This is a genomic window from Klebsiella sp. C360 (assembly GCF_048822415.1).
GTDB classification, from domain to species: domain Bacteria; phylum Pseudomonadota; class Gammaproteobacteria; order Enterobacterales; family Enterobacteriaceae; genus Klebsiella; species Klebsiella quasipneumoniae.
In genome coordinates this window covers 95,032-116,257 of record NZ_JBMEZZ010000008.1, presented here as the reverse complement: position 1 = coordinate 116,257, position 21,226 = coordinate 95,032, and the positions used below count along the sequence as shown (strand labels likewise).

The following is a 21,226-nucleotide window of genomic DNA, read 5'->3' as shown; positions in this document are numbered from 1 at the left end:
AAATCCGGAAAGATTGTCGGCGTTCTCTTAAAAAAAGACACAGGATCACGGCGATGAAAACACGAAAGATTGGACTGGCTAACTACCTGGCCTACGGCGCGGGCGATTTCCTCGGCGCCGGCACCACGGCGCTAACCGCCGCATGGCTGCTCTACTTTTACACCACCTTCTGCGGACTCTCTCCGATAGAAGCCACGCTGATATTCGCTTCCGCCCGCGTACTGGATGCGGTGGTGAGCCCGCTGATGGGCTTTCTCACCGATAACTTCGGCACCACCTGGCTCGGCAAGCGCTTCGGCCGCAGAAAATTCTTTATTCTGCTCGGCATCCCGTGCGTATTCAGCTACTCGGCGATGTGGGTTGGCGAGATGGGCTTCTGGTACTACCTGATCACCTATCTGCTGTTTGATATGGTCTACACCATGATTCTGGTGCCCTACGAGACGCTGGTGCCGGAGATGACCGATGACTTTAAACAGAAAACCAAATTCTCCGGCGCGCGCATCTCAATGGCGCAAATGTCGGCGATTTTAGCCTCCTTTCTGCCGGGGATCCTCCTTACCTGGCTCGGCAAAGACAATGCCAGCTCGTTCTTTTATGCCAGTCTGGTGTTCTCGGTCCTGTGCGCGGTGATGCTGACCTTCGTCTGGTGTTTCACCTGGGAGCGGCCGCGTGAGGCCTGGTCAGAGGCGGCGCTGCGGGCGGAAGCGGAAAAACAGAACTTAACCCTCGCCCAGAGCCTCAATCGCCTGGTGATTGAGCTGAGCTCCACGCTGCGGATAAAAATTTTCCGCCAGCACCTCGGCATGTATCTGGGGGGCTATATCGCCCAGGACGTCTTCAATGCCGTGTTCACCTATTACGTGGTCTTTGTTCTGATGCAGGAGGCCTCTGTCGCCTCGAATCTGCTGGGGACGATGGCGATTTTCCAGTTTATCGCCGTGATCGCCATGATCCCGCTGTGCATTCGCTTTGGCCCCGCGCCGTCGTACCGCATGGTGGTGGTCCTCTTTGGCCTGAGCTCGCTCTCCTATGCGCTGCTCTACTACGCCGGACTGAGCGACGTCTATTCGTTATTGCTGCTCATCTCTGCTGTCGCCGGACTGGGACGCGGCGGGATTAACTACGTACCGTGGAATACCTACACCTATATTGCCGACGTCGACGAAGCGATCACCGGCCAGCGCCGGGAGGGGATTTTTGCCGGCATCATGACGCTGACCCGCAAAGCCTCGCAGGCGGGGGCGGTGATGCTGGTGGGCATCATCATGCAGCTGTCCGGGTTTGTCTCCGGGCAAAAAATACAGCCTGAAGGGGTCAGCCATACCATTTTGCTGATCCTCAGCGTCGGCACGCTGGTGGTCTTAGCCTGCGGCTTCCTCGTTTCGCTGCGCTTCAAACTCAATCTGCATACCCACAGCGTCCTGCGCAGCGAAACCCTAAGAATGCGCGAAAGCGGTCACGCCCAGCCGGAACTGACCAGTGCGGAACATCGCGCGGTCGTCGAGATGCTGGCGGGGATGCCCTACGACTGCCTGTGGGGAAATAACAATATTGGCTACCTGAATCGTCATAAACCTGCTGCCCCGGCGCTCACCCAGGGCGGCGCTTTGAATTCGACATATACCCGAGGTTAACAACATGAAAGTTTGGCCGGTCAAACATAGCCCATTACTCTGTCAGCCTGAGCGTTTTATCGCCCGTAGCGAACTGCAGGCGCTCATCCGCAACGTGACGCAAAACCTGGTGAATATTAAGGATGAGAGCGGGCAATTTTTACTGCGCCTGGATGACGGGCGCGTTATTGATACCAAAGGCTGGGCCGGCTGGGAGTGGACCCACGGCGTCGGGCTGTATGGCATCTATCAGTATTATCAGCAAACCGGCGATCTCGAGATGCGCGATATTATTGACCGCTGGTTTGCCGACCGTTTCGCCGAGGGGGCAACGACCAAAAACGTCAACACCATGGCGCCGTTCCTGACCCTGGCCTATCGCTTTGAAGAGACCGGATGTAAGGCGTATCTGCCGTGGCTGGAGAGCTGGGCGGAGTGGGCAATGTATGAGATGCCTCGTACCGAGCAGGGCGGCATGCAGCACATCACCCTGGCGGAAGAAAACCACCAGCAAATGTGGGATGACACCCTGATGATGACCGTGTTGCCGTTAGCCAAAATTGGCAAGCTGCTTCACCGTCCGCAGTATGTGGAGGAGGCGACCTATCAGTTCCTGCTCCACGTGCAGAACCTGATGGACCGGGAAACCGGGCTGTGGTTTCACGGCTGGAGCTATGACGGTCGGCATAATTTTGCCCGGGCGCGCTGGGCGCGGGGCAACAGCTGGCTCACTATGGTGATCCCGGATTTTCTTGAGTTAGTGGATCTCCCGGAAGGGAATGCGGTACGGCGCTATCTGACCGAGGTGCTGAACGCGCAAATTGCCGCCTTAGCGAAATGTCAGGACGACAGCGGCCTGTGGCATACCCTACTGGACGACCCGCACTCTTATCCAGAGGCCTCGGCGACCGCCGGCTTTGCCTACGGCATACTCAAAGCGGTGCGCAAGCGATATGTCGGGCAGCACTACGCCGGGGTGGCTGAAAAAGCGATTCGCGGAATTGTGCAGAATATTTCGCCGCAGGGGGAGCTGCTGCAGACTTCCTTTGGCACAGGAATGGGGTCAGACCTTGATTTCTATCGCCAGATCCCGCTCACCTCGATGCCCTACGGCCAGGCGATGGCGATCCTCTGTCTGACCGAGTATCTGCGCAAGTATTTCTGAGCAGGAGACCCCGCAGGCGCGGCGCCTGAAAAAACTAACCCGGCTTTCGCCGGGTTGGTTTTACATACGCTCGACGGTTTCGATACCGAGGGTATCGAGGCCCAGCTTGAGGGTTTTCGCCGTCAGCAGCGCCAGCTTCAGGCGGCTGTTGCGGGTCGCTTCGCTTTCCGCGCTGAGGATCGGGCAGTGCTCGTAGAAACCGGAGAACAGGCCCGCCAGATCGTAGAGGTAGGCGCACATCACGTGCGGCGTCCCTTCGCGAGCGACCACGGAGAGGGTCTCTTCAAACTGCAGCAGGCGCGCGGCCAGCTGGGCTTCGCGATCTTCCGCAATCACCACCGGCGCGTCGGTGAGGGCGTTTTCGTCAATGCCGGCTTTGCGGAACACGGAGAGCACGCGGGTATAGGCATACTGCATATACGGCGCGGTGTTGCCTTCGAACGCCAGCATATTATCCCAGTCGAAAACGTAGTCGGTGGTGCGGTTTTTCGACAGGTCGGCGTATTTCACCGCGCCGATACCCACCACTTTCGCCAGATTTTCCAGCTCATCAGCGGACATCTCCGGGTTCTTCTCGGCCACCAGGCGACGCGCGCGCTCCAGCGCTTCGTCCAGCAGATCCGCCAGCTTCACGGTGCCGCCGGCGCGGGTTTTAAACGGCTTGCCGTCTTTACCCAGCATCATGCCGAACATATGGTGTTCCAGCGGCACGGAGTCCGGCACATAGCCTGCTTTACGCACGATGGTCCACGCCTGCATCAGGTGCTGGTGCTGACGGGAGTCGATGTAGTAGAGCACGCGGTCGGCGTGCAGTGTTTCATAGCGATACTTCGCACAGGCGATATCGGTGGTGGTATAGAGGTAGCCGCCATCCTTTTTCTGGATGATGACGCCCATCGGTTCGCCTTCCTTGTTTTTATACTCATCAAGGAACACCACGGTGGCGCCTTCGCTCTCCACGGCCAGCCCTTTGGCTTTCAGATCGGCGACGATCCCCGGCAGCATCGGGTTGTACAGGCTTTCGCCCATCACGTCATCGCGGGTCAGCGTCACATTCAGGCGATCGTAGGTGATCTGGTTCTGCGACATGGTGATGTCCACCAGCTTACGCCACATCTGCAGGAAGTACTCATCGCCGCCCTGCAGCTTAACCACGTAGCTGCGCGCGCGCTCGGCGAAGGCTTCGTCTTCGTCGTAGTGTTTTTTCGCTTCGCGATAAAAACCTTCGAGGTCGGCAAGGGCCATTTCGCCGGCGTTTTCCTGCTGCTGTTTTTCCAGATACGCGATCAGCATGCCGAACTGGGTGCCCCAGTCGCCGACGTGGTTGGCGCGGATCACCTTATGGCCCAGGAACTCCAGGGTACGGACCGAGGCATCGCCAATGATGGTCGAACGCAGATGGCCGACGTGCATCTCTTTCGCCACGTTTGGCGCCGAGTAGTCGACGACGATGGTCTGTACCTGCGGCGTGGCGACGCCCAGGCGTTCTGACTGCAGCGCGCGGTTGACGTTGTCCGCCAGGAACGCGGGGTCGAGGAAAATATTGATAAAGCCCGGCCCGGCGATTTCAACCTTGCTGGCAATGCCGTTGAGGTCAAGATGAGACAGTACCTGCTCTGCAAGTTGTCGCGGCGCCATGCCCAGCTTTTTGGCGACAGCCATCACGCCGTTGGCCTGATAGTCACCGAACTGAACTTTTGCTGACTGGCGGACCTGAGGTTCGCAATCGGCAGGCGCGCCTGCCGCGATCAGGGCCTGGCTGACTTTTTCTGAGAGAAGAGCCTGAATATTCACCGGAATACCTTACGTGTAATGCGCCAGCCCCCGAGGGAGGCGGCGCCGGAATGTGGACAAATTAGGGCGGGAGTATACTGCATTTGTCCCCGTCCGTCAGCATCGCGCGCGGCGCGGCGGCATGGGCAATCCATCGTCGGTCGGTCACGCAGCGGCAGGGTGGCGGTTGGTCCGCGGCCTAAAACACGGTAGATTAGCCTTTTTATTATTGATGAACATAAGTGACGAGCAAACCCATGGCGAACTGGCAGCAGATTGAACAACTGGCCGATATTACGGCGGATCTCCCGCGATTTTCCGATGCGCTACAGCGCTTCGCTGCGCGACTGGGACTGGAGATCGGCGGACTCGACGCCGACCATATCTCCCTGCGCTGTCATCAGAACGCCACCGCGGAGCGCTGGCGCAGTGGGTTGGCGCAGTGCGGAACCCTGCTGTCGGAGAATATGATCAACGGTCGGCCTATCTGCTTGTTTAAACTGGCGGAGCCGGTCTACGTGGCGCACTGGCGCTTTCATATCGTAGAGCTGCCGTGGCCGGGTGAAAAGCGTTATCCCCATGAAGGCTGGGAGCATATCGAAATTGTCCTACCCGGCGATCCGGCTACCTTAAATGCCCGCGCTCTGGCGCTGCTGGCCGATGACGGACTCAGCCAGCCGGGGATCGTCGTCAAAACCAGCTCGCCGAAAGGGGAACATGAGCGTCTGCCGAATCCCACCCTGGCGGTCACCGACGGCAGCGTGACGGTCAAATTTCACCCATGGTCTATTGAACAAATCGTCGCCAGCGAGCAAGCCGATACATAACAGTGTGAAGCCGCGCGGCGTCTGCCGCGTGAAATCATGACATGCTGAGAAGGTTGTCTGGATCAGGGAGTGAGCAATGGCGGTACTGGAAGTTTGTTGTTACAGCATGGCGTGCGCCCGGGAGGCTGAGCGCTGCGGCGCCGATCGTATTGAACTCTGCGCCGCGCCGCAGGAAGGGGGACTAACGCCTTCTTACGGGGTGCTGGTCTCGGTCCGCGAGGCGATTACCCTCCCGGTGCATCCGATTATCCGCCCGCGCGGCGGCGATTTCTGCTACACCGAAGAGGAGTTCGCCGCGATGCTTGGCGATATCCGCATGGTGCGGGAGCTCGGCTTTCCCGGGCTGGTGACCGGCGTGCTGAATGCCGATGGTCAGGTCGATATCCCGCGGATGAAAAAAATAATGGCCGCGGCCGGGCCGCTGGCGGTGACCTTTCATCGCGCGTTCGATCTGTGCGCCGACCCGCTTCAGGCCTGGGAGACGCTGGGTGAGCTGGGGGTTAAACGTATCCTGACTTCCGGTCAGCAATCCTCGGCGGAGAAAGGTATTTCATTAATTACGGAACTTATTGCCGCAGGGGATACTCCAATCATTATGGCCGGTGCGGGAGTGCGCGCCGCGAACCTGCCGCTGTTTCTGCAGGCGGGGGTGAAAGAGGTTCATAGCTCTGCAGGCCAGTGGTTGCCATCGGAAATGCGCTTTCGGCATCCAGGCGTTTCGATGTCAGCCGATCCCGATGCGGACGAATACAGGCGCTACGCCGTCAATGGCGCAGCGGTGGCGGAGATGAAAAAGATAATTTCCGCTGACAGAAGTTAAACGGTTTTTGCTGCACATCATGTCGCCCAATATGATGATTGCCCGTACCAGGCCCCTGCCCATTAAACAGGGGCCTTTTTTTATCTCGCTTTCTTCGCCAGCGACTGCTGCGTTTCCGGTTTGGTGGCGATAATCACCGCGCGCAGCGGCGCCGGATAGCCTTCCACGGTTTTGCGCTGATCCTGTGGGTCGAGGAAATCGGCCAGCGATTCGCTGGTCATCCATTCGGTGCGCCGCTGCTCTTCCGTCGAGGTGACGCAGGCGTCGACGATGCGCACATCGATAAACCCGCACTTCTCCAGCCACATTTTCAGGGCCGCCGCTGAGGGAATAAAATAGACGTTGCGCATCTGCGCATAGCGGTCGCCCGGAACCAGCACCGTATTTTCATCGCCTTCGACCACCAGCGTCTCCAGTACCAGCTCGCCACCCGGCGCCAGCTGATCTTTCAGCTGCCACAGGTGGTCCAGCGGCGAGCGGCGATGGTAGAGCACGCCCATCGAGAACACGGTGTCAAAGGCCTCCAGCGCCGGGAGCTGCTCGATGCCCAGCGGCAGGAGATGCGCCCGCTGGTCGTTGCCAAGCAGCTTACGCACCGCTTCAAACTGGCACAGGAACAGCTGGGTGGGATCGATGCCGACCGCCAGATGCGCGCCCGCGCCGATCATCCGCCACATGTGATAGCCGCTGCCGCAGCCCACGTCGAGGATGGTCCGTCCGCTAAGATCGGACAGATGCGGCAGGACGCGCTCCCATTTCCAGTCGGAGCGCCATTCGGTATCGATGTTGATGCCATACAGCGAATAAGGGCCTTTGCGCCATGGCATCAGGTTTTTAAGCAGGTTTTCTACCCGCAGCCGATGGCCTTCGCTGAGCGGCGTTTCGCTTTCGGCGGTGACGCTGTGCAGGAGGTCCAGACGCCAGGGCGTTAATTCCGGAAGAAACTCAACGGCGCGCTCCCATTCGCGAAACTTGCCGTGCAGGGCCTCGCGCTGCCAGGCGGCTACCCGGGCAGGCAGCGTCTCCAGCCAGTGAGACAGCGGGCTTTTGGCGATCAGCTGATAAAAGTTACTGAAGTCGATCATGCCTGCTCCCCGGATTTTACTGCCACCAGCGAGCCAAAGTTAAAGCACTGGAACCACAGTTCAGCATGTTCGAACCCCGCCTGACGCAGGCGTTTTTTATGGGTTTCCACAGAGTCGGTCAGCATCACGTTTTCCAGCATGCTGCGTTTCTGGCTAATCTCCAGCTCGCTGTAGCCGTTCGCGCGCTTAAAGTCATGATGCATATTGAACAGCAGCTCACCGACGTGGGCGTCTTCGAAGCTGAATTTCTCCGAAAGCACCAGCGCGCCGCCGGGATTCAGCCCCTGATAGACTTTATTCAGGATCGCCTGACGATCGCCCGGCTCAAGGAACTGAATGGTAAAGTTCAGGATCACCAGCGAGGCGTTTTCAATGGCCACATCGCGGATATCCCCTTCAATCACCTCGACCGGCGTCGGCGCTTTATAGGCGTCAATATGGCGACGGCAGCGCTCCACCATCGCCGGGGAGTTGTCGATGGCGATAATGCGACATCCCGGATGGCTAATATTGCGGCGCACGGAGAGGGTGGCGGCGCCCAGCGAACAGCCAAGATCGTAAACCTGGGTGTAGGGCTGAACGAAGCGCTCGGCCAGCATGCCGATCATCGAGATGATATTGGAGTAGCCAGGCACAGAACGCTGGATCATATCGGGGAAGACTTCAGCAACCCGTTCATCAAAGGTCCAGTCGCCAAGGCTGGCAATCGGCGCGGAAAAAAGCGTATCGCGGTGAGACATAACGTTAAACCCGAAAAAACGAAAACGGCGTATTGTGCGCTAACGGAGGGAGAAAACCAACTCCCAGGGCATATACCAGAGATTGGCCAGCACCATCAGCAACAACGCGCACCAGGTGGCGCTCATGCCGGAGCGGCGCCAGTGGTAGACGCGGTGATGAAAACCCCAGGAGTGCATCAGTCGTCCGACGATCAATAAAATGCCGCAAACGTGCACCATCCAGGTCTGGGCGCCGTTCATCTCCATAAATAACAGTAAAATGAGGCCAATCGGCACATATTCGACGGCATTGCCGTGAACGCGGATGGCGACCTGCAGCTCGCTGAAGCCGCCGTCGCCGTAGCCTACATGGTATTGGGTGCGCAAACGCACCACGTCAAATGAGAACTTCACTAACAATAACGCACCTAAAACGGCATACAGCGCGCTGACCATACGAAAACTCCCTTTAACTCTGGCAGATGGCTCCGGATATGATAGCAGGATATCAGAAAAGAGAAGATTGCTGCGGAATCGACGGCGCATTTCCTGCCGCCGGCAGGGCGGCGCGCAGATCGCCCCACAGGGTATCGACCAGCGCCGGCGCGTAGGCAATATCGGGAGTATGCAGGAACAGCCACGGAGTCCCTGTCTGATGCCATTTCGGCAGCGTCTGCAGCCAGACGCGAAACAGTTCCCGGTTATGGACCATATCGTCGCCGCCGATAAAGCGCACCATTGGCTGCCGGGCGGTCATCACCGCATGCACCGGCACCTTCGGTTTCTTTTGTTGCGCGTCGATCATCGCCGGACTGGTGGCCGCGGCGCTATGGACCGGGCGGCTGTCGAGGATCACGCGGTTGACGTTGCGCTGGTGCAGCCCACGGTTGAGCTGCTGTTCCGCTTCCCCTTTGGCGAAGAACTCGGGGTGACGAACTTCGACGCCGTAGGTGAAATCCTTCGGCAGTGCGTCGAGAAAATGCCATAGCGCCGGGAGATCGCGAGGGCCGAAGGTCGCCGGCAGCTGCAGCCAGTACTGGCCGATGCGCGAGGCCAGCGGCGCCAGGCGGGTGAAGAATTCACGGCTTAAATCGTCGCAGTGGCGCAGGGCGGCCTGGTGCGAGATAGTCGCCGGGAATTTAAAGCAGAAGCGGAAGTCATCGTGGGTCTGCTCGTACCAGCGGGCGACAATCTCCGGCTTCGGTAGCGCATACAGGGTGGTGTTGCCCTCGACGCAATTGAAGTGGCGGGCGTACTCTTCAAGGCTGGTGATGCCAAGGCGCACCCATTTCGGGTGCGACCACTGGGGAAGCCCAATATAAATCATAACGCGGCGAGGATCTCCTCGGTGCTGCGCACGCGGCCGATGCGCGGGAAAATATGCGTCATGCTGCCCTGATGCTGCTCGGCGGAGCCGGCGCTGCAGGCATCTTCGGCAATGACCAGGTTAAAACCCAGCTCCCAGGCGTTGCGGGCGGTGGATTCGACGCCGATGTTGGTGGCGATGCCGCAGAGAATAATGGTGTCGATACCGCGGCGACGCAGCTGTAGCTCAAGGTCGGTGCCATAGAACGCGCCCCACTGGCGTTTGGTCACTTCGATATCGCTCTCCTGCTTACCCAGCGTGGCCGGATAGGTCCACCAGTTCTCAGGCAGCGTATGCGCCCCGGCCTGCGCGTCGACAGGCTGTTTCAGCGCTTCGGCGAAATCGGCCGACCAGCCGACGCGGACCATGATGACCGGCGAACCCTGTTGTCGGCACTTGTCTGCCAGGCGCGCGGCGCGCGCCACCACCTCGTCAGCCCGATGTGGGCCGCCGGCAAAAGGCAAAATGCCTTCCTGCAGATCGATCACCACCAGCGCCGTGTTTTTCGCATTGAGTTCTAACATGGTATCCCCGTATCTTCATCTGTTGTCAGGCGGCTACAATACCTTTGCGGCTTCAGCAAAAGGGTAACAAATTTTGTTAATTTATGTGAGTGTGGACGTTAAGCGCGCAGCAAAGCAGCGTACATCGTGCGTCGGACTTATCGAACGACAGAATTTCCAGTATAATAGCCGCCTTTTTTCATTCAGTTGTGACATCAGCTAAAGCTGCGACCTCGTCGCCTGCAGGGCAGACGACAATCCGCCGACGGCTAAGTTAAGGGATATCTCATGCGTACAGAATATTGCGGACAGCTTCGACAGTCCCACGTTGGGCAGCAGGTGACTCTGTGTGGTTGGGTCAACCGCCGTCGCGATCTCGGTAGCCTCATTTTTATCGATATGCGCGACCGCGAAGGCATCGTTCAGGTGTTTTTCGATCCGGATCGTGCGGATGCGTTGAAGTTAGCCTCTGAACTGCGTAATGAGTTCTGCATTCAGGTCACTGGCACCGTTCGCGCGCGTGAAGAGAAAAACATCAACGCGGACATGGCCACCGGCGCTATCGAAGTGCTGGCTTCCGATCTGACGATCATTAACCGCTCAGAATCGCTGCCGCTGGACTCCAATCACGTCAACACCGAAGAAGCGCGTCTGAAATACCGCTACCTCGACCTGCGTCGTCCGGAAATGGCGCAGCGTCTGAAAACCCGCGCGAAAATCACCAGCTTTGTGCGCCGCTTTATGGATGACCATGGCTTCCTCGACATCGAAACCCCGATGCTGACCAAAGCCACCCCGGAAGGCGCCCGCGATTACCTCGTGCCTTCCCGCGTGCATAAAGGCAAATTCTACGCGCTGCCGCAGTCGCCGCAGCTGTTCAAACAGCTGCTGATGATGTCCGGCTTCGACCGCTACTATCAGATCGTCAAATGCTTCCGCGATGAAGACCTGCGTGCCGACCGTCAGCCTGAATTTACCCAGATCGACGTGGAAACCTCCTTTATGACCGCGCCGCAGGTGCGTGAGATCATGGAAGCGATGGTGCGTCAGCTGTGGCTGGAGATTAAAGGCGTCGATCTGGGCGATTTCCCGATCATGACCTTCGCCGAAGCCGAACGTCGCTACGGCTCCGATAAACCGGACCTGCGTAACCCGATGGAGCTGGTGGACGTCGCTGACCTGCTGAAATCAGTGGAGTTCGCGGTCTTTGCCGGCCCGGCCAACGATCCGAAAGGGCGCGTGGCGGCGCTGCGCGTGCCGGGCGGGGCTTCTCTGACCCGCAAGCTGATCGACGAATACGGCAACTTTGTCAAGATCTACGGCGCGAAAGGGCTGGCCTATATTAAAGTGACCGAACGTGCCAAAGGCATGGACGGGATCAACAGCCCGGTGGCCAAGTTCCTGACCGCTGAAATCGTGGAAGCGATCCTCGACCGCACCGGCGCGCAGGACGGAGACATGATCTTCTTCGGCGCCGACAACAAGAAAGTGGTGGCCGACGCGCTGGGCGCGCTGCGTCTGAAGCTGGGCAAAGATCTGAGCCTGACTGACGAGAGCAAATGGGCGCCGCTGTGGGTGATCGACTTCCCGATGTTCGAAGACGACGGCGAAGGCGGCCTGACGGCGATGCACCATCCGTTCACCTCGCCGAAGGATATGACGGCGGACGAGCTGAAAGCTGCGCCGGAAGAGGCCGTGGCCAACGCCTACGATATGGTCATTAACGGTTATGAAGTCGGCGGCGGTTCGGTGCGTATCCACCGCGGCGACATGCAGCAGACGGTATTTGGTATTCTGGGCATTAACGAACAGGAACAGCGTGAGAAATTCGGCTTCCTGCTCGATGCGCTGAAATACGGTACCCCGCCGCATGCGGGCCTGGCGTTCGGTCTTGACCGTCTGACCATGCTGCTGACCGGCACCGATAACATCCGCGACGTTATCGCTTTCCCGAAAACCACCGCGGCCGCCTGCCTGATGACCGAAGCGCCAAGCTTCGCCAATCCGGCGGCGCTCAGTGAACTGGGTATTCAGGTTGTGGAGAAAGAGGCAAAAGCGTCTCTGGAGAACAAGTAATATGTCATTTAAGCTGCCCGTTTCGGTGCTGGTGGTGATTTACGCCGAAGATACCAAACGGGTGCTGATGTTGCAGCGGCGCGACGATCCCGCGTTCTGGCAGTCGGTCACCGGCAGCCTGGAAGCAGGAGAGACCGCGCTGCAGGCCGCCGCGCGTGAAGTAAAGGAAGAGGTCGCCATTGACGTTGCCTGCGAGCAACTGACCTTAATCGACTGTCAGCGCACGGTGGAGTTCGAGATATTTTCTCATTTGCGTCATCGCTATGCGCCGGGAGTGGAGCGTAATACGGAATTTTGGTTCTGTCTTGCGCTGCCTCATGAGCGGGAAATTACCTTTACCGAACATCTGGCCTACCGCTGGGTCAGCGCGACGGAAGCCGCTGCGCTAACCAAGTCGTGGAGCAACCGGCAGGCGATTGAAGAATTTGTAATTAACGCCGCCTGAAAGGGCGCGCTTTTTGGAGAGTTTTTTATGGCAGGTCATAGTAAATGGGCCAACACCAAACACCGCAAAGCGGCACAGGATGCCAAGCGCGGTAAAATCTTTACGAAAATCATTCGCGAACTGGTTACCGCAGCGCGTCTGGGCGGCGGCGATCCGGCGTCCAACCCGCGTCTGCGTGCGGCGGTGGATAAAGCGCTGTCTAACAACATGACCCGCGACACCCTGAACCGCGCCATCGCGCGCGGCGTCGGCGGCGATGAAGACGCGAACATGGAAACCATCATTTATGAAGGCTATGGCCCTGGCGGCACCGCGGTGATGGTGGAATGTCTGTCCGACAACCGTAACCGTACCGTTGCGGAAGTGCGTCACGCCTTCACTAAAACCGGTGGTAACCTCGGCACCGACGGTTCCGTCTCCTACCTGTTCAGCAAAAAAGGCGTCATCTCCTTCGAGAAAGGCGATGAAGACACCATCATGGAAGCGGCGCTGGAAGCTGGCGCTGAAGACGTGGTGACCTATGACGACGGCGCGATCGACGTCTACACCGCCTGGGAAGAGATGGGCGCCGTGCGCGACGCGCTGGAAGCCGCTGGCCTGAAAGCCGACGCTGCCGAAGTCTCGATGATCCCGTCCACCAAAGCGGATATGGATGCCGAGACGGCGCCGAAGCTGCTGCGTCTGATCGATATGCTCGAAGACTGCGACGACGTGCAGGAAGTGTACCATAACGGCGAGATCTCCGACGAGGTCGCAGCCACCCTGTGATGCAGTCGCATCCACGGTTAACCGGAGGCGCGTGATGGCTATTATTCTCGGCATTGACCCGGGGTCGCGCGTTACCGGTTATGGCGTGATTCGTCAGGTTGGCCGGCAGCTGAGCTACCTTGGCAGCGGCTGTATCCGCACCAAAGTGGACGATTTGCCGTCGCGGCTGAAGCTGATCTACGCCGGAGTGACGGAGATCATCACCCAGTTCCAGCCTGACTTTTTCGCCATTGAGCAGGTCTTTATGGCCAAGAATGCCGACTCGGCGTTAAAGCTCGGGCAGGCGCGCGGGGTGGCGATCGTGGCGGCGACCAATCAGTCGTTACCGGTGTTTGAATATGCCGCCCGCCAGGTTAAGCAGACGGTTGTCGGCATCGGCAGCGCTGAAAAGAGTCAGGTCCAGCACATGGTGCGCACCCTGCTCAAGCTGCCTGCCAATCCGCAGGCGGATGCGGCGGATGCGCTGGCGATCGCCATCACCCATTGCCATGTCAGCCAGAATGCCGCGCAGATCAGCGAGACCCGGCTCAATCTGGCGCGAGGGCGCTTACGATAATCGCAAATCAGGCTGGATATCTATCCAGCCTTTTTTTATGATACCGCCAGATACTTAGACCATAATGCAGGAGCCCCACGTGATAGGCAGACTCAGAGGCATCATTCTCGAAAAACAACCCCCGCTGGTGTTGCTGGAAACGGCGGGCGTCGGCTATGAAGTGCACATGCCAATGACCTGCTTCTATGAGCTGCCGGAGGCCGGGCAGGAGGCGATTGTCTTCACCCACTTTGTGGTGCGTGAAGATGCCCAGCTGCTGTATGGGTTTAACAACAAACAGGAGCGTACCCTGTTTAAAGAACTGATCAAAACCAACGGCGTAGGGCCAAAGCTGGCGCTGGCGATCCTCTCCGGCATGTCGGCGCAGCAGTTCGTCAACGCCGTTGAGCGGGAAGAGGTCGCCTCGCTGGTGAAGCTGCCGGGGATTGGCAAAAAAACCGCTGAACGCCTGATCGTTGAGATGAAAGACCGCTTCAAAGGGCTGCACGGCGATCTGTTCACCCCGGCCGCCGATCTGGTACTGACCTCACCGGCAGGCCCGACGGCGGACGATGCCGAGCAGGAAGCGGTTGCCGCGCTGGTCGCGCTGGGCTATAAACCGCAGGAGGCCAGCCGGATGGTCAGCAAGATCGCGCGTCCGGACGCCAACAGTGAAACGCTAATCCGCGAAGCGCTGCGCGCCGCGTTGTGAGGTAAGGGATGATTGAAGCAGACCGGCTGGTATCGGCAGACAGCAGCGGCTTCGAAGAGGCCGCTGACCGCGCCATCCGCCCAAAATTGCTGGCAGAGTATGTCGGCCAGCCGCAGGTGCGTTCGCAGATGGAGATTTTTATCCAGGCGGCGAAGCTGCGCGGCGACGCCCTCGATCACCTGCTGATTTTTGGCCCGCCAGGGTTGGGGAAAACCACCCTGGCCAATATCGTCGCCAATGAAATGGGGGTGAATCTGCGTACCACCTCCGGCCCGGTGCTGGAGAAAGCGGGCGATCTCGCCGCGATGCTCACCAACCTTGAACCGCATGATGTGCTGTTTATCGATGAGATCCATCGCCTCTCGCCGGTGGTGGAAGAGGTGCTCTATCCGGCAATGGAAGATTACCAGCTGGATATCATGATTGGCGAAGGTCCGGCGGCGCGCTCGATTAAAATCGACCTGCCGCCGTTTACCCTGATCGGCGCCACCACCCGGGCCGGTTCATTGACTTCGCCGCTGCGCGACCGCTTTGGCATCGTGCAGCGTCTGGAGTTCTATCAGATCCCCGATCTGCAGCATATTGTCAGCCGCAGCGCCCGCCATATGGGGCTGGAGATGAGCGACGAGGGCGCGCTGGAAGTGGCCCGCCGTTCACGCGGCACGCCGCGTATTGCCAACCGTCTGCTGCGTAGGGTGCGTGACTTCGCGGAAGTGCGCCACGACGGCACCATCTCCGCCGACATTGCCGCCCAGGCGCTGGATATGCTCAACGTCGATGCGGAAGGGTTCGACTATATGGACCGCAAGCTGCTGCTGGCGGTGATAGATAAGTTCTTCGGCGGACCGGTGGGGCTGGATAACCTCGCCGCCGCGATTGGCGAAGAGCGGGAAACCATTGAAGATGTGCTGGAGCCCTACTTAATTCAGCAGGGTTTTCTGCAGCGTACGCCGCGGGGAAGAATGGCGACGGTGCGCGCCTGGAATCATTTCGGGATTACGCCGCCGGAGATGCCGTAGTTCGCTACGGATGTGTCGTTCATCGGGAGACCCGGTCAGCAGCGCGACCGGGTTTTTCATTTTTAGCTGGCGGCTTTTTTCGTCATGCTGAGAATAAACAGCACCGCGGCGCACAGCACCACCGATGGACCGGCCGGCGTGTCGTAGAAAGCCGAGAAGGTTAACCCGCCGGTGACGGCCAGCATGCCCACGCCCACCGCCACGGCGGCCATCTGCTCCGGCGTGCGGGCAAAACGGCGGGCGGTGGCGGCCGGGATAATCAGCAGGGAAGTGATGATCAGCGCCCCGACGAACTTCATCGCCACGCCGATAGTCAGGGCGGTGACCAGCATCAACAGCAGCTTGACCCGCTGCAGCTTCACGCCATCGACAAACGCCAGGTCCGGACTGATGGTCATCGCCAGCAGATTCCGCCACTGCCAGAGCAGAGTGCCAATCACAATCACCACGCCCATGGCAATGGCGATCAGGTCCTGCGGGGTGACCGCCAGCAGATCGCCGAACAGGTACGCCATCAGATCGACGCGGACGTTAGACATCAGACTGACCACCACCAGCCCCAGAGAGAGCGCGCTGTGCGCCATGATGCCCAGCAGGGTATCGATCGCCAGATGCGGCCGTTTTTCCAGCCATACCAGCCCGCCGGCCAGCAGCAGGGTGACGGCGATCACCGCATAAAACGGATTGACGTTCAGCAGTAAACCGAAAGCGACGCCGAGCAGCGAGGCATGCGCCAGCGTGTCGCCGAAATAGGACATACGGCGCCAGACCACAAAGGAGCCCAGCGGGCCAGCGGCGCAGGCCAGCATCATCCCGGCCAGCCAGCCAGGTAACAAAAGTTCAATCATTAGCGGCTGTTTCCCCGACGCAGTACAATTCGCCCCTGAAGATCGTGGCGGTGATTATGGTGATGGCGGTAGATCCCCAGCTGTTCCGCGCCGCGCGGGCCGAACATGGAGATAAACTCCGGATGCATTGAGACGACCTCTGGTGCGCCGGAGCAGCAGATATGCTGGTTCAGGCACAATACCTCGTCGGTTTTGGCCATGACCAGATGCAGGTCGTGGGAGACCATCAGCACCGCGCAGTCCAGCTCATGGCGCAGCTGGTCGATAAGATCGTAGAGCGCAACCTGACCATTGACGTCGACGCCCTGGGTCGGTTCATCCAGCACCAGCAGTTGCGGGCGATTGAGCAGGGCGCGGGCCAGCAGCACGCGCTGGGTTTCTCCGCCGGAAAGTTTTTGCATCGGGGCGTCGATCAGATGCCCGGCCTGCACGCGCTTCAGCGCCGGCAGGATGTCGTCTTTGCGGGTGCCAGGACGCAAACGCAGGAAGCGGCTGACGGTCAGCGGCAGCGTGGCGTCGAGATGCAGTTTCTGCGGCACATAGCCGATCCGCAGGCGTTCTTCGCGCTTGATAACACCCTCTGTCGGTGCTACCAGCCCCAGAACCACCCGCACAAGCGTCGATTTGCCGGCGCCGTTGGGGCCCAGCAGGGTCAATATTTTGCCTGGCGTGAGAGCCAGCGAGATGTCAGACAGCACGCGGCGTTGGCCAAAGGCCACCGAGACATTTTCCAGCGTTACAAGGTTTGTCATAATCATTTAGGGGTTGCACAAGCTAGTGAATGTTATAATATCACATCACACTCACTCGTTTCGATGACTAGACGCATTATGTTACATAAAAATACGCTTCTTTGCGCTGGACTTGGCGCTGTTTTTTTGTTCGCACAGGTACCGCAGGCCAGTGCCGCCGTGGTGACTTCCATGAAACCGCTGGGCTTTATCGCGGCGGCTATCGCTGATGGGGTTACCGACACCCAGGTGCTGCTGCCCGATGGCGCCTCCGAGCATGATTATTCTCTCCGTCCTTCCGATGTAAAACGCTTACAGAACGCAGACTTAGTGGTGTGGATCGGTCCGGAAATGGAAGCCTTTATGGATAAGTCGACGCAAAGCATTGCGGCGAATAAAAAGGTGACTATCGCAGAGCTGGATGGGGTCAAACCGCTGCTGATGACCGGCGCTGACGACGATGACGATCATCATGGTCATGACCATGGCGCAGCGGAAAAAAGTGACGGCGATCACCATCACGGTATCTACAATATGCATCTGTGGTTATCCCCAGAGATAGCGCGGCTTTCGGCGGTTGCAATCCACGATAAATTATTGGAACTTATGCCGCAGAGTCGAGCCAAACTCGACAGCAACCTGCAGCAGTTCGAGGCCGCGCTGGCGGCGACCGACAAGCAGGTTAGCAATGAGCTGGCACCGCTGAAAGGAAAGGGCTATTTCGTTTTTCATGACGCCTACGGTTACTTTGAAAAACACTACGGTTTGACCTCGCTGGGGCATTTTACCGTCAACCCTGAAATACAGCCCGGTGCGCAGCGTTTACACGAAATCAGAACACAACTGGTTGAGCAGAAAGCCACTTGCGTTTTTGCTGAGCCACAGTTCAGGCCAGCGGTTATCGAAGCTGTTGCCCGGGGCACGTCTGTGCGCATGGGGACCCTGGATCCACTGGGTAGCGGAATTAAGCTGGGTAAAGCGAGTTACCCGCAATTCCTCACCCAGCTGGCGAATCAGTATTCGAGCTGCCTGAAAGGAGATTAACGAGGAAGTGAATACGTGCAACAGATAGCCCGCGCTGTCACTCAGGCATTTAACAATCTGCCACGACCTCATCGCGTCATGCTGGGGTCGCTTAGCGTTCTTACCTTAGCGGTCGCCGTCTGGCGACCCTACATTTACCACCCGGAATCCGCCCCCATCGTCAGAACCATTGAACTGGAAAAAAGCGAGATCCGCTCCCTGCTGCCGGAAGCCTCCGAGCCGATCGACCAGGCCCCGCAGGAAGAAGAAGCCATTCCTCAGGATGAACTCGACGAAAAAGCCGATAGCGATGCCGGCGGGCACGAATACGTGGTGTCAACCGGCGATACCCTCAGCAGCATCCTGAACCAGTACGGTATCGATATGGGTGATATCGCCCAGCTCTCCTCCGCCGATAAAGAGTTGCGTAATCTGAAGATTGGCCAGCAGCTCTCCTGGACCCTGACCGCCGACGGCGATCTGCAGAGTCTGACCTGGGAGATGTCCCGTCGCGAAACCCGCACCTACACCCGCGTGGCTAACGGCTTTAAAATGAGCAGCGAGCTGCAGAAAGGCGACTGGGTCAACAGTGTGCTGAAAGGCACCGTCGGCGCCAGCTTTGTCTCCAGCGCGCGCGATGCCGGGCTGACCAGCACGGAAATCAGCGCGGTGATCAAGGCCATGCAGTGGCAGATGGATTTCCGTAAGCTGAAGAAAGGCGATGAGTTCTCGGTATTGATGTCGCGCGAAATGCTTGATGGCAAACGCGAGCAAAGCCAGCTGCTTGGCGTGCGTCTGCGTTCTGACGGGAAGGACTACTTTGCCATCCGTGCCGAAGACGGAAAATTCTACGACCGCAACGGGACGGGGCTGGCGAAAGGCTTTATGCGCTTCCCGACGGCGCGTCAGTTCCGCGTCTCCTCTAACTTTAACCCGCGTCGTCTGAACCCGGTCACCGGGCGCGTCGCGCCGCACCGTGGCGTCGATTTCGCGATGCCGCAGGGGACGCCGGTGCTGGCGGTGGGTGATGGCGAAGTGGTGGTGGCCAAGCGTAGCGGCGCCGCCGGGTATTACGTGGCCATCCGCCACGGCCGTACCTATACCACTCGCTACATGCACCTGCGTAAGCTGCTGGTGAAGCCGGGGCAGAAAGTGAAGCGCGGGGATCGTATTGCGCTGTCGGGGAATACCGGACGCTCAACCGGGCCGCACCTGCACTACGAAGTGTGGATCAACCAGCAGGCGGTCAACCCGCTGACGGCGAAACTGCCGCGTACTGAAGGGCTGAGCGGTTCCGACCGTACCGATTATCTGGCGCAGGTCAAAGAGGTCGTTCCGCAGCTGCGGTTTGACTAACCACCGGTCAGTGGAAAGCCGGTGCCCCAGGGCGCCGGCTTTTTATTTTGTAGGATACCCAACGTCTCGCTACACTATCCCATTATCTTGATTAAGCAGTCGATCTGCGGATTGGGCATGGAAACGAAAAAAAATAATATTGAGTTTATCCCTAAGTTTGAAAAATCTTTTTTACTGCCGCGCTACTGGGGCGCCTGGCTGGGGGTCTTTGCCTTCGCCGGTATTGCGCTGACGCCGCCTTCCTTTCGCGATCCGCTCCTCGGCAAACTCGGTCGTCTGGTCGGGCGTCTGGCGAAAAGCTCGCGCCGCCGGGCGCAGATTAATTTGCTGTATTGCTTCCCGGATAAAAGCGAGCACGAGCGGGAAGCGATCATCGACGCCATGTACGCCTCGGCGCCGCAGGCGATGGTGATGATGGCCGAGCTGGGCCTGCGCGATCCGCAGAAAATTCTCGCCCGCGTCGACTGGCAGGGTAAAGCGATCATCGACGAGCTGCAGCGTAATAATGAAAAGGTGATTTTCCTCGTCCCGCACGCTTGGGGCGTGGATATCCCGGCGATGCTGATGGCCTCCGGCGGGCAGAAGATGGCGGCGATGTTCCACAACCAGGGTAACCCGGTCTTCGATTACGTGTGGAATACCGTACGTCGTCGTTTTGGCGGAAGGATGCACGCGCGCAACGACGGGATCAAACCGTTTATTCAGTCGGTGCGCCAGGGTTACTGGGGCTACTATCTCCCCGATCAGGATCACGGCGCCGAGCACAGCGAGTTTGTGGATTTCTTCGCGACCTATAAGGCCACGCTGCCGGCGATTGGCCGTTTAATGAAGGTATGCCGCGCCCGCGTCGTTCCGCTGTTCCCGGTCTACGATGGCAAAACGCATCGCCTGACGGTGCTGGTGCGCCCGCCGATGGACGATCTGCTGGACGCTGACGATACAACGATCGCCCGGCGGATGAACGAAGAGGTGGAGGTGTTTGTTACGCCGCACACCGAGCAGTACACCTGGATCCTGAAGCTGCTGAAGACGCGCAAGCCGGGTGAAATCGAGCCCTACAAACGCAAAGAGCTGTACCCTAAGAAGTAGTCTGCAAGCGCCAGTGGGCATTCCCGGCTCACTGGCTATATTGCGTCAGCAACATCATGTTCTCAGCCGCAAGCCGGTAACGATACTCCGGTCGGCCGGTGATACCGTAGTGATTGCTGGTGAAGAGCACGTTGATCTGCTCCAGCCAAATCAGGTATTTGCGGCATGAAACTCTGGAGATCTGCAGTGCCGCCGCCAGCTCATTGGTTGAAAAATCTCGCGCCTGATGAGCGATTATCCACCGGCACACCAGGCGAAGCGTTTGCGGCGTCAGCCCTTTCGGCAAGCGGCGGGGGCCGTCCTGTTGTTGAACCCCGCGGCGTAGCAGGGTGTCGATATCCGCCTGGGCGTAGCAGGATTTCGCTTGCTTCGCATCGCGTTTATTGCGCCAGGTTCGCAGGGCTTCCTCAAAGCGCGGAAACTGAAACGGTTTAATCAGGTAATCAACCACGCCATAGCGCAGCGCCGTCTGCACGGTGAGCGCATCGGCGGCGGACGTCATCATGATGACATCAATATTCCGCCCATCAGCGCGAAGCGCCGGCAGCAGGTCCAGGCCGCTCTCCTGTTGCATATAGACATCCAGCAGCAGCAGATCGATCGGCGCCAGATGGCTCAGCATCGCGTTAGCATCGGCGATCGTCGCCGCGACTCCGCAGCAGTGAAAATCAGCTACCTGGCTGATAAACAACCGGTTCAGTTCGGCCACCATAGGATCATCATCGACAATCAGCACATTGAACATGGGTG

The 21,226-nt window shown here is 58.8% G+C and carries 22 protein-coding genes; 13 read left to right on the top strand and 9 right to left on the bottom strand.

The window, feature by feature from the left end; genetic code table 11:
• Positions 1–53 precede the first annotated feature (53 nt).
• Positions 54–1,637: an MFS transporter gene (locus tag ACOI7D_RS20120; protein WP_023290263.1), complete on the top strand. Its 1,584-nt coding sequence runs from the start codon at positions 54–56 to the stop codon at positions 1,635–1,637.
• A gap of 4 nt (positions 1,638–1,641) precedes the next feature.
• Positions 1,642–2,781 carry a glycoside hydrolase family 88/105 protein gene (locus ACOI7D_RS20115; RefSeq protein ID WP_048336026.1) on the top strand — a complete coding sequence of 380 codons (1,140 nt, stop codon included), beginning with the start codon at positions 1,642–1,644 and terminating at the stop codon, positions 2,779–2,781.
• 60 nt (positions 2,782–2,841) lie between these two features.
• On the opposite strand, the gene argS is transcribed toward ACOI7D_RS20115, so the two are convergent.
• Complete coding sequence (gene argS / locus ACOI7D_RS20110; protein ID WP_004203428.1) at positions 2,842–4,575, bottom strand: arginine--tRNA ligase; 1,734 nt, start codon at positions 4,573–4,575, stop codon at positions 2,842–2,844.
• A gap of 236 nt (positions 4,576–4,811) precedes the next feature.
• Between argS and ACOI7D_RS20105 the strand changes: the two genes are divergently transcribed.
• Both ACOI7D_RS20105 and cutC read left to right on the top strand, forming a co-directional pair.
• Positions 4,812–5,381, top strand: a complete 570-nt coding sequence (locus tag ACOI7D_RS20105) for a VOC family protein (protein WP_109547159.1) — start codon at positions 4,812–4,814, stop codon at positions 5,379–5,381.
• Between the two features lie 76 nt (positions 5,382–5,457).
• On the top strand, positions 5,458–6,201 hold the full coding sequence (gene cutC, locus ACOI7D_RS20100; RefSeq protein ID WP_109547160.1) for a copper homeostasis protein CutC: 744 nt from the start codon (positions 5,458–5,460) through the stop codon (positions 6,199–6,201).
• Positions 6,202–6,281: 80 nt separating this feature from the next.
• Here the strand turns inward: cutC and cmoB are convergent, their stop codons facing one another.
• The 5 genes from cmoB to ACOI7D_RS20075 are packed head-to-tail and all read right to left on the bottom strand — an operon-like array spanning position 6,282 to position 9,895.
• The gene (cmoB, locus tag ACOI7D_RS20095) at positions 6,282–7,286 is read right to left on the bottom strand and encodes a tRNA 5-methoxyuridine(34)/uridine 5-oxyacetic acid(34) synthase CmoB (protein ID WP_109547161.1); all 1,005 of its coding nucleotides are present in this window, start codon (positions 7,284–7,286) and stop codon (positions 6,282–6,284) included.
• The gene (cmoA, locus tag ACOI7D_RS20090) at positions 7,283–8,026 is read right to left on the bottom strand and encodes a carboxy-S-adenosyl-L-methionine synthase CmoA (protein WP_050533819.1); all 744 of its coding nucleotides are present in this window, start codon (positions 8,024–8,026) and stop codon (positions 7,283–7,285) included. Before cmoA ends, cmoB begins: the two co-directional genes overlap by 4 nt.
• A gap of 39 nt (positions 8,027–8,065) precedes the next feature.
• Complete coding sequence (locus ACOI7D_RS20085; protein ID WP_008804243.1) at positions 8,066–8,461, bottom strand: MAPEG family protein; 396 nt, start codon at positions 8,459–8,461, stop codon at positions 8,066–8,068.
• A 52-nt stretch (positions 8,462–8,513) separates the two neighbouring features.
• Entirely contained in the window at positions 8,514–9,332 is an 819-nt protein-coding gene (locus ACOI7D_RS20080; RefSeq protein ID WP_109547162.1) for a DUF72 domain-containing protein, read from the bottom strand.
• Complete coding sequence (locus ACOI7D_RS20075; RefSeq protein ID WP_049013741.1) at positions 9,329–9,895, bottom strand: hydrolase; 567 nt, start codon at positions 9,893–9,895, stop codon at positions 9,329–9,331. The genes ACOI7D_RS20080 and ACOI7D_RS20075 overlap by 4 nt, the downstream gene beginning before the upstream one ends.
• 267 nt (positions 9,896–10,162) lie before the next feature.
• Between ACOI7D_RS20075 and aspS the strand changes: the two genes are divergently transcribed.
• From aspS to ruvB, 6 genes are all read left to right on the top strand, one after another.
• Entirely contained in the window at positions 10,163–11,950 is a 1,788-nt protein-coding gene (gene aspS / locus ACOI7D_RS20070) for an aspartate--tRNA ligase (RefSeq protein ID WP_023290254.1), read from the top strand.
• 1 nt (position 11,951) lies between these two features.
• Positions 11,952–12,395: a dihydroneopterin triphosphate diphosphatase gene (nudB, locus tag ACOI7D_RS20065; protein WP_002911477.1), complete on the top strand. Its 444-nt coding sequence runs from the start codon at positions 11,952–11,954 to the stop codon at positions 12,393–12,395.
• 27 nt (positions 12,396–12,422) lie between these two features.
• Positions 12,423–13,163: a YebC/PmpR family DNA-binding transcriptional regulator gene (locus ACOI7D_RS20060; protein ID WP_002911459.1), complete on the top strand. Its 741-nt coding sequence runs from the start codon at positions 12,423–12,425 to the stop codon at positions 13,161–13,163.
• A gap of 34 nt (positions 13,164–13,197) precedes the next feature.
• On the top strand, positions 13,198–13,719 hold the full coding sequence (gene ruvC, locus ACOI7D_RS20055; RefSeq protein ID WP_004203412.1) for a crossover junction endodeoxyribonuclease RuvC: 522 nt from the start codon (positions 13,198–13,200) through the stop codon (positions 13,717–13,719).
• A 79-nt stretch (positions 13,720–13,798) separates the two neighbouring features.
• Entirely contained in the window at positions 13,799–14,410 is a 612-nt protein-coding gene (gene ruvA, locus ACOI7D_RS20050) for a Holliday junction branch migration protein RuvA (protein WP_002911454.1), read from the top strand.
• 8 nt (positions 14,411–14,418) lie between these two features.
• Positions 14,419–15,429, top strand: coding sequence for a Holliday junction branch migration DNA helicase RuvB (gene ruvB / locus ACOI7D_RS20045; RefSeq protein ID WP_004148860.1), 1,011 nt, complete (start codon positions 14,419–14,421; stop codon positions 15,427–15,429).
• Between the two features lie 62 nt (positions 15,430–15,491).
• On the opposite strand, the gene znuB is transcribed toward ruvB, so the two are convergent.
• Positions 15,492–16,277: a zinc ABC transporter permease subunit ZnuB gene (gene znuB, locus ACOI7D_RS20040; RefSeq protein ID WP_049013740.1), complete on the bottom strand. Its 786-nt coding sequence runs from the start codon at positions 16,275–16,277 to the stop codon at positions 15,492–15,494.
• Positions 16,277–16,996 (bottom strand): zinc ABC transporter ATP-binding protein ZnuC, encoded by a 720-nt coding sequence (znuC, locus tag ACOI7D_RS20035; protein ID WP_228958578.1) that lies wholly within the window; start codon positions 16,994–16,996, stop codon positions 16,277–16,279. Before znuC ends, znuB begins: the two co-directional genes overlap by 1 nt.
• Before the next feature lie 111 nt (positions 16,997–17,107).
• Between znuC and znuA the strand changes: the two genes are divergently transcribed.
• From znuA to lpxM, 3 genes are all read left to right on the top strand, one after another.
• On the top strand, positions 17,108–18,052 hold the full coding sequence (znuA, locus tag ACOI7D_RS20030; RefSeq protein ID WP_032428922.1) for a zinc ABC transporter substrate-binding protein ZnuA: 945 nt from the start codon (positions 17,108–17,110) through the stop codon (positions 18,050–18,052).
• A gap of 15 nt (positions 18,053–18,067) precedes the next feature.
• Positions 18,068–19,387 carry a murein DD-endopeptidase MepM gene (mepM, locus tag ACOI7D_RS20025; protein WP_023290249.1) on the top strand — a complete coding sequence of 440 codons (1,320 nt, stop codon included), beginning with the start codon at positions 18,068–18,070 and terminating at the stop codon, positions 19,385–19,387.
• Positions 19,388–19,504: 117 nt separating this feature from the next.
• The gene (gene lpxM / locus ACOI7D_RS20020; protein ID WP_044523984.1) at positions 19,505–20,476 is read left to right on the top strand and encodes a lauroyl-Kdo(2)-lipid IV(A) myristoyltransferase; all 972 of its coding nucleotides are present in this window, start codon (positions 19,505–19,507) and stop codon (positions 20,474–20,476) included.
• A 28-nt stretch (positions 20,477–20,504) separates the two neighbouring features.
• Here lpxM and dcuR read toward each other — a convergent pair whose 3' ends face one another.
• Positions 20,505–21,221, bottom strand: a complete 717-nt coding sequence (gene dcuR, locus ACOI7D_RS20015; protein WP_023290248.1) for a two-component system response regulator DcuR — start codon at positions 21,219–21,221, stop codon at positions 20,505–20,507.
• Positions 21,222–21,226 lie beyond the last annotated feature (5 nt).

Bases quoted from the DNA above. Each gene is read 5' to 3' on its own strand.
- lpxM (WP_044523984.1), top strand. From the start codon at position 19,505: ATGGAAACGAAAAAAAATAATATTGAGTTTATCCCTAAGTTTGAAAAA.
- ACOI7D_RS20075 (WP_049013741.1), bottom strand. From the start codon at position 9,895: ATGTTAGAACTCAATGCGAAAAACACGGCGCTGGTGGTGATCGATCTG.
- cutC (WP_109547160.1), top strand. From the start codon at position 5,458: ATGGCGGTACTGGAAGTTTGTTGTTACAGCATGGCGTGCGCCCGGGAG.
- znuB (WP_049013740.1), bottom strand. From the start codon at position 16,277: ATGATTGAACTTTTGTTACCTGGCTGGCTGGCCGGGATGATGCTGGCC.
- dcuR (WP_023290248.1), bottom strand. From the start codon at position 21,221: ATGTTCAATGTGCTGATTGTCGATGATGATCCTATGGTGGCCGAACTG.
- cmoA (WP_050533819.1), bottom strand. From the start codon at position 8,026: ATGTCTCACCGCGATACGCTTTTTTCCGCGCCGATTGCCAGCCTTGGC.
- ruvB (WP_004148860.1), top strand. From the start codon at position 14,419: ATGATTGAAGCAGACCGGCTGGTATCGGCAGACAGCAGCGGCTTCGAA.
- znuA (WP_032428922.1), top strand. From the start codon at position 17,108: ATGTTACATAAAAATACGCTTCTTTGCGCTGGACTTGGCGCTGTTTTT.
- ACOI7D_RS20080 (WP_109547162.1), bottom strand. From the start codon at position 9,332: ATGATTTATATTGGGCTTCCCCAGTGGTCGCACCCGAAATGGGTGCGC.
- ACOI7D_RS20105 (WP_109547159.1), top strand. From the start codon at position 4,812: ATGGCGAACTGGCAGCAGATTGAACAACTGGCCGATATTACGGCGGAT.
- ruvC (WP_004203412.1), top strand. From the start codon at position 13,198: ATGGCTATTATTCTCGGCATTGACCCGGGGTCGCGCGTTACCGGTTAT.
- nudB (WP_002911477.1), top strand. From the start codon at position 11,952: ATGTCATTTAAGCTGCCCGTTTCGGTGCTGGTGGTGATTTACGCCGAA.
- ACOI7D_RS20120 (WP_023290263.1), top strand. From the start codon at position 54: ATGAAAACACGAAAGATTGGACTGGCTAACTACCTGGCCTACGGCGCG.
- aspS (WP_023290254.1), top strand. From the start codon at position 10,163: ATGCGTACAGAATATTGCGGACAGCTTCGACAGTCCCACGTTGGGCAG.
- ACOI7D_RS20085 (WP_008804243.1), bottom strand. From the start codon at position 8,461: ATGGTCAGCGCGCTGTATGCCGTTTTAGGTGCGTTATTGTTAGTGAAG.
- ACOI7D_RS20115 (WP_048336026.1), top strand. From the start codon at position 1,642: ATGAAAGTTTGGCCGGTCAAACATAGCCCATTACTCTGTCAGCCTGAG.
- cmoB (WP_109547161.1), bottom strand. From the start codon at position 7,286: ATGATCGACTTCAGTAACTTTTATCAGCTGATCGCCAAAAGCCCGCTG.
- ACOI7D_RS20060 (WP_002911459.1), top strand. From the start codon at position 12,423: ATGGCAGGTCATAGTAAATGGGCCAACACCAAACACCGCAAAGCGGCA.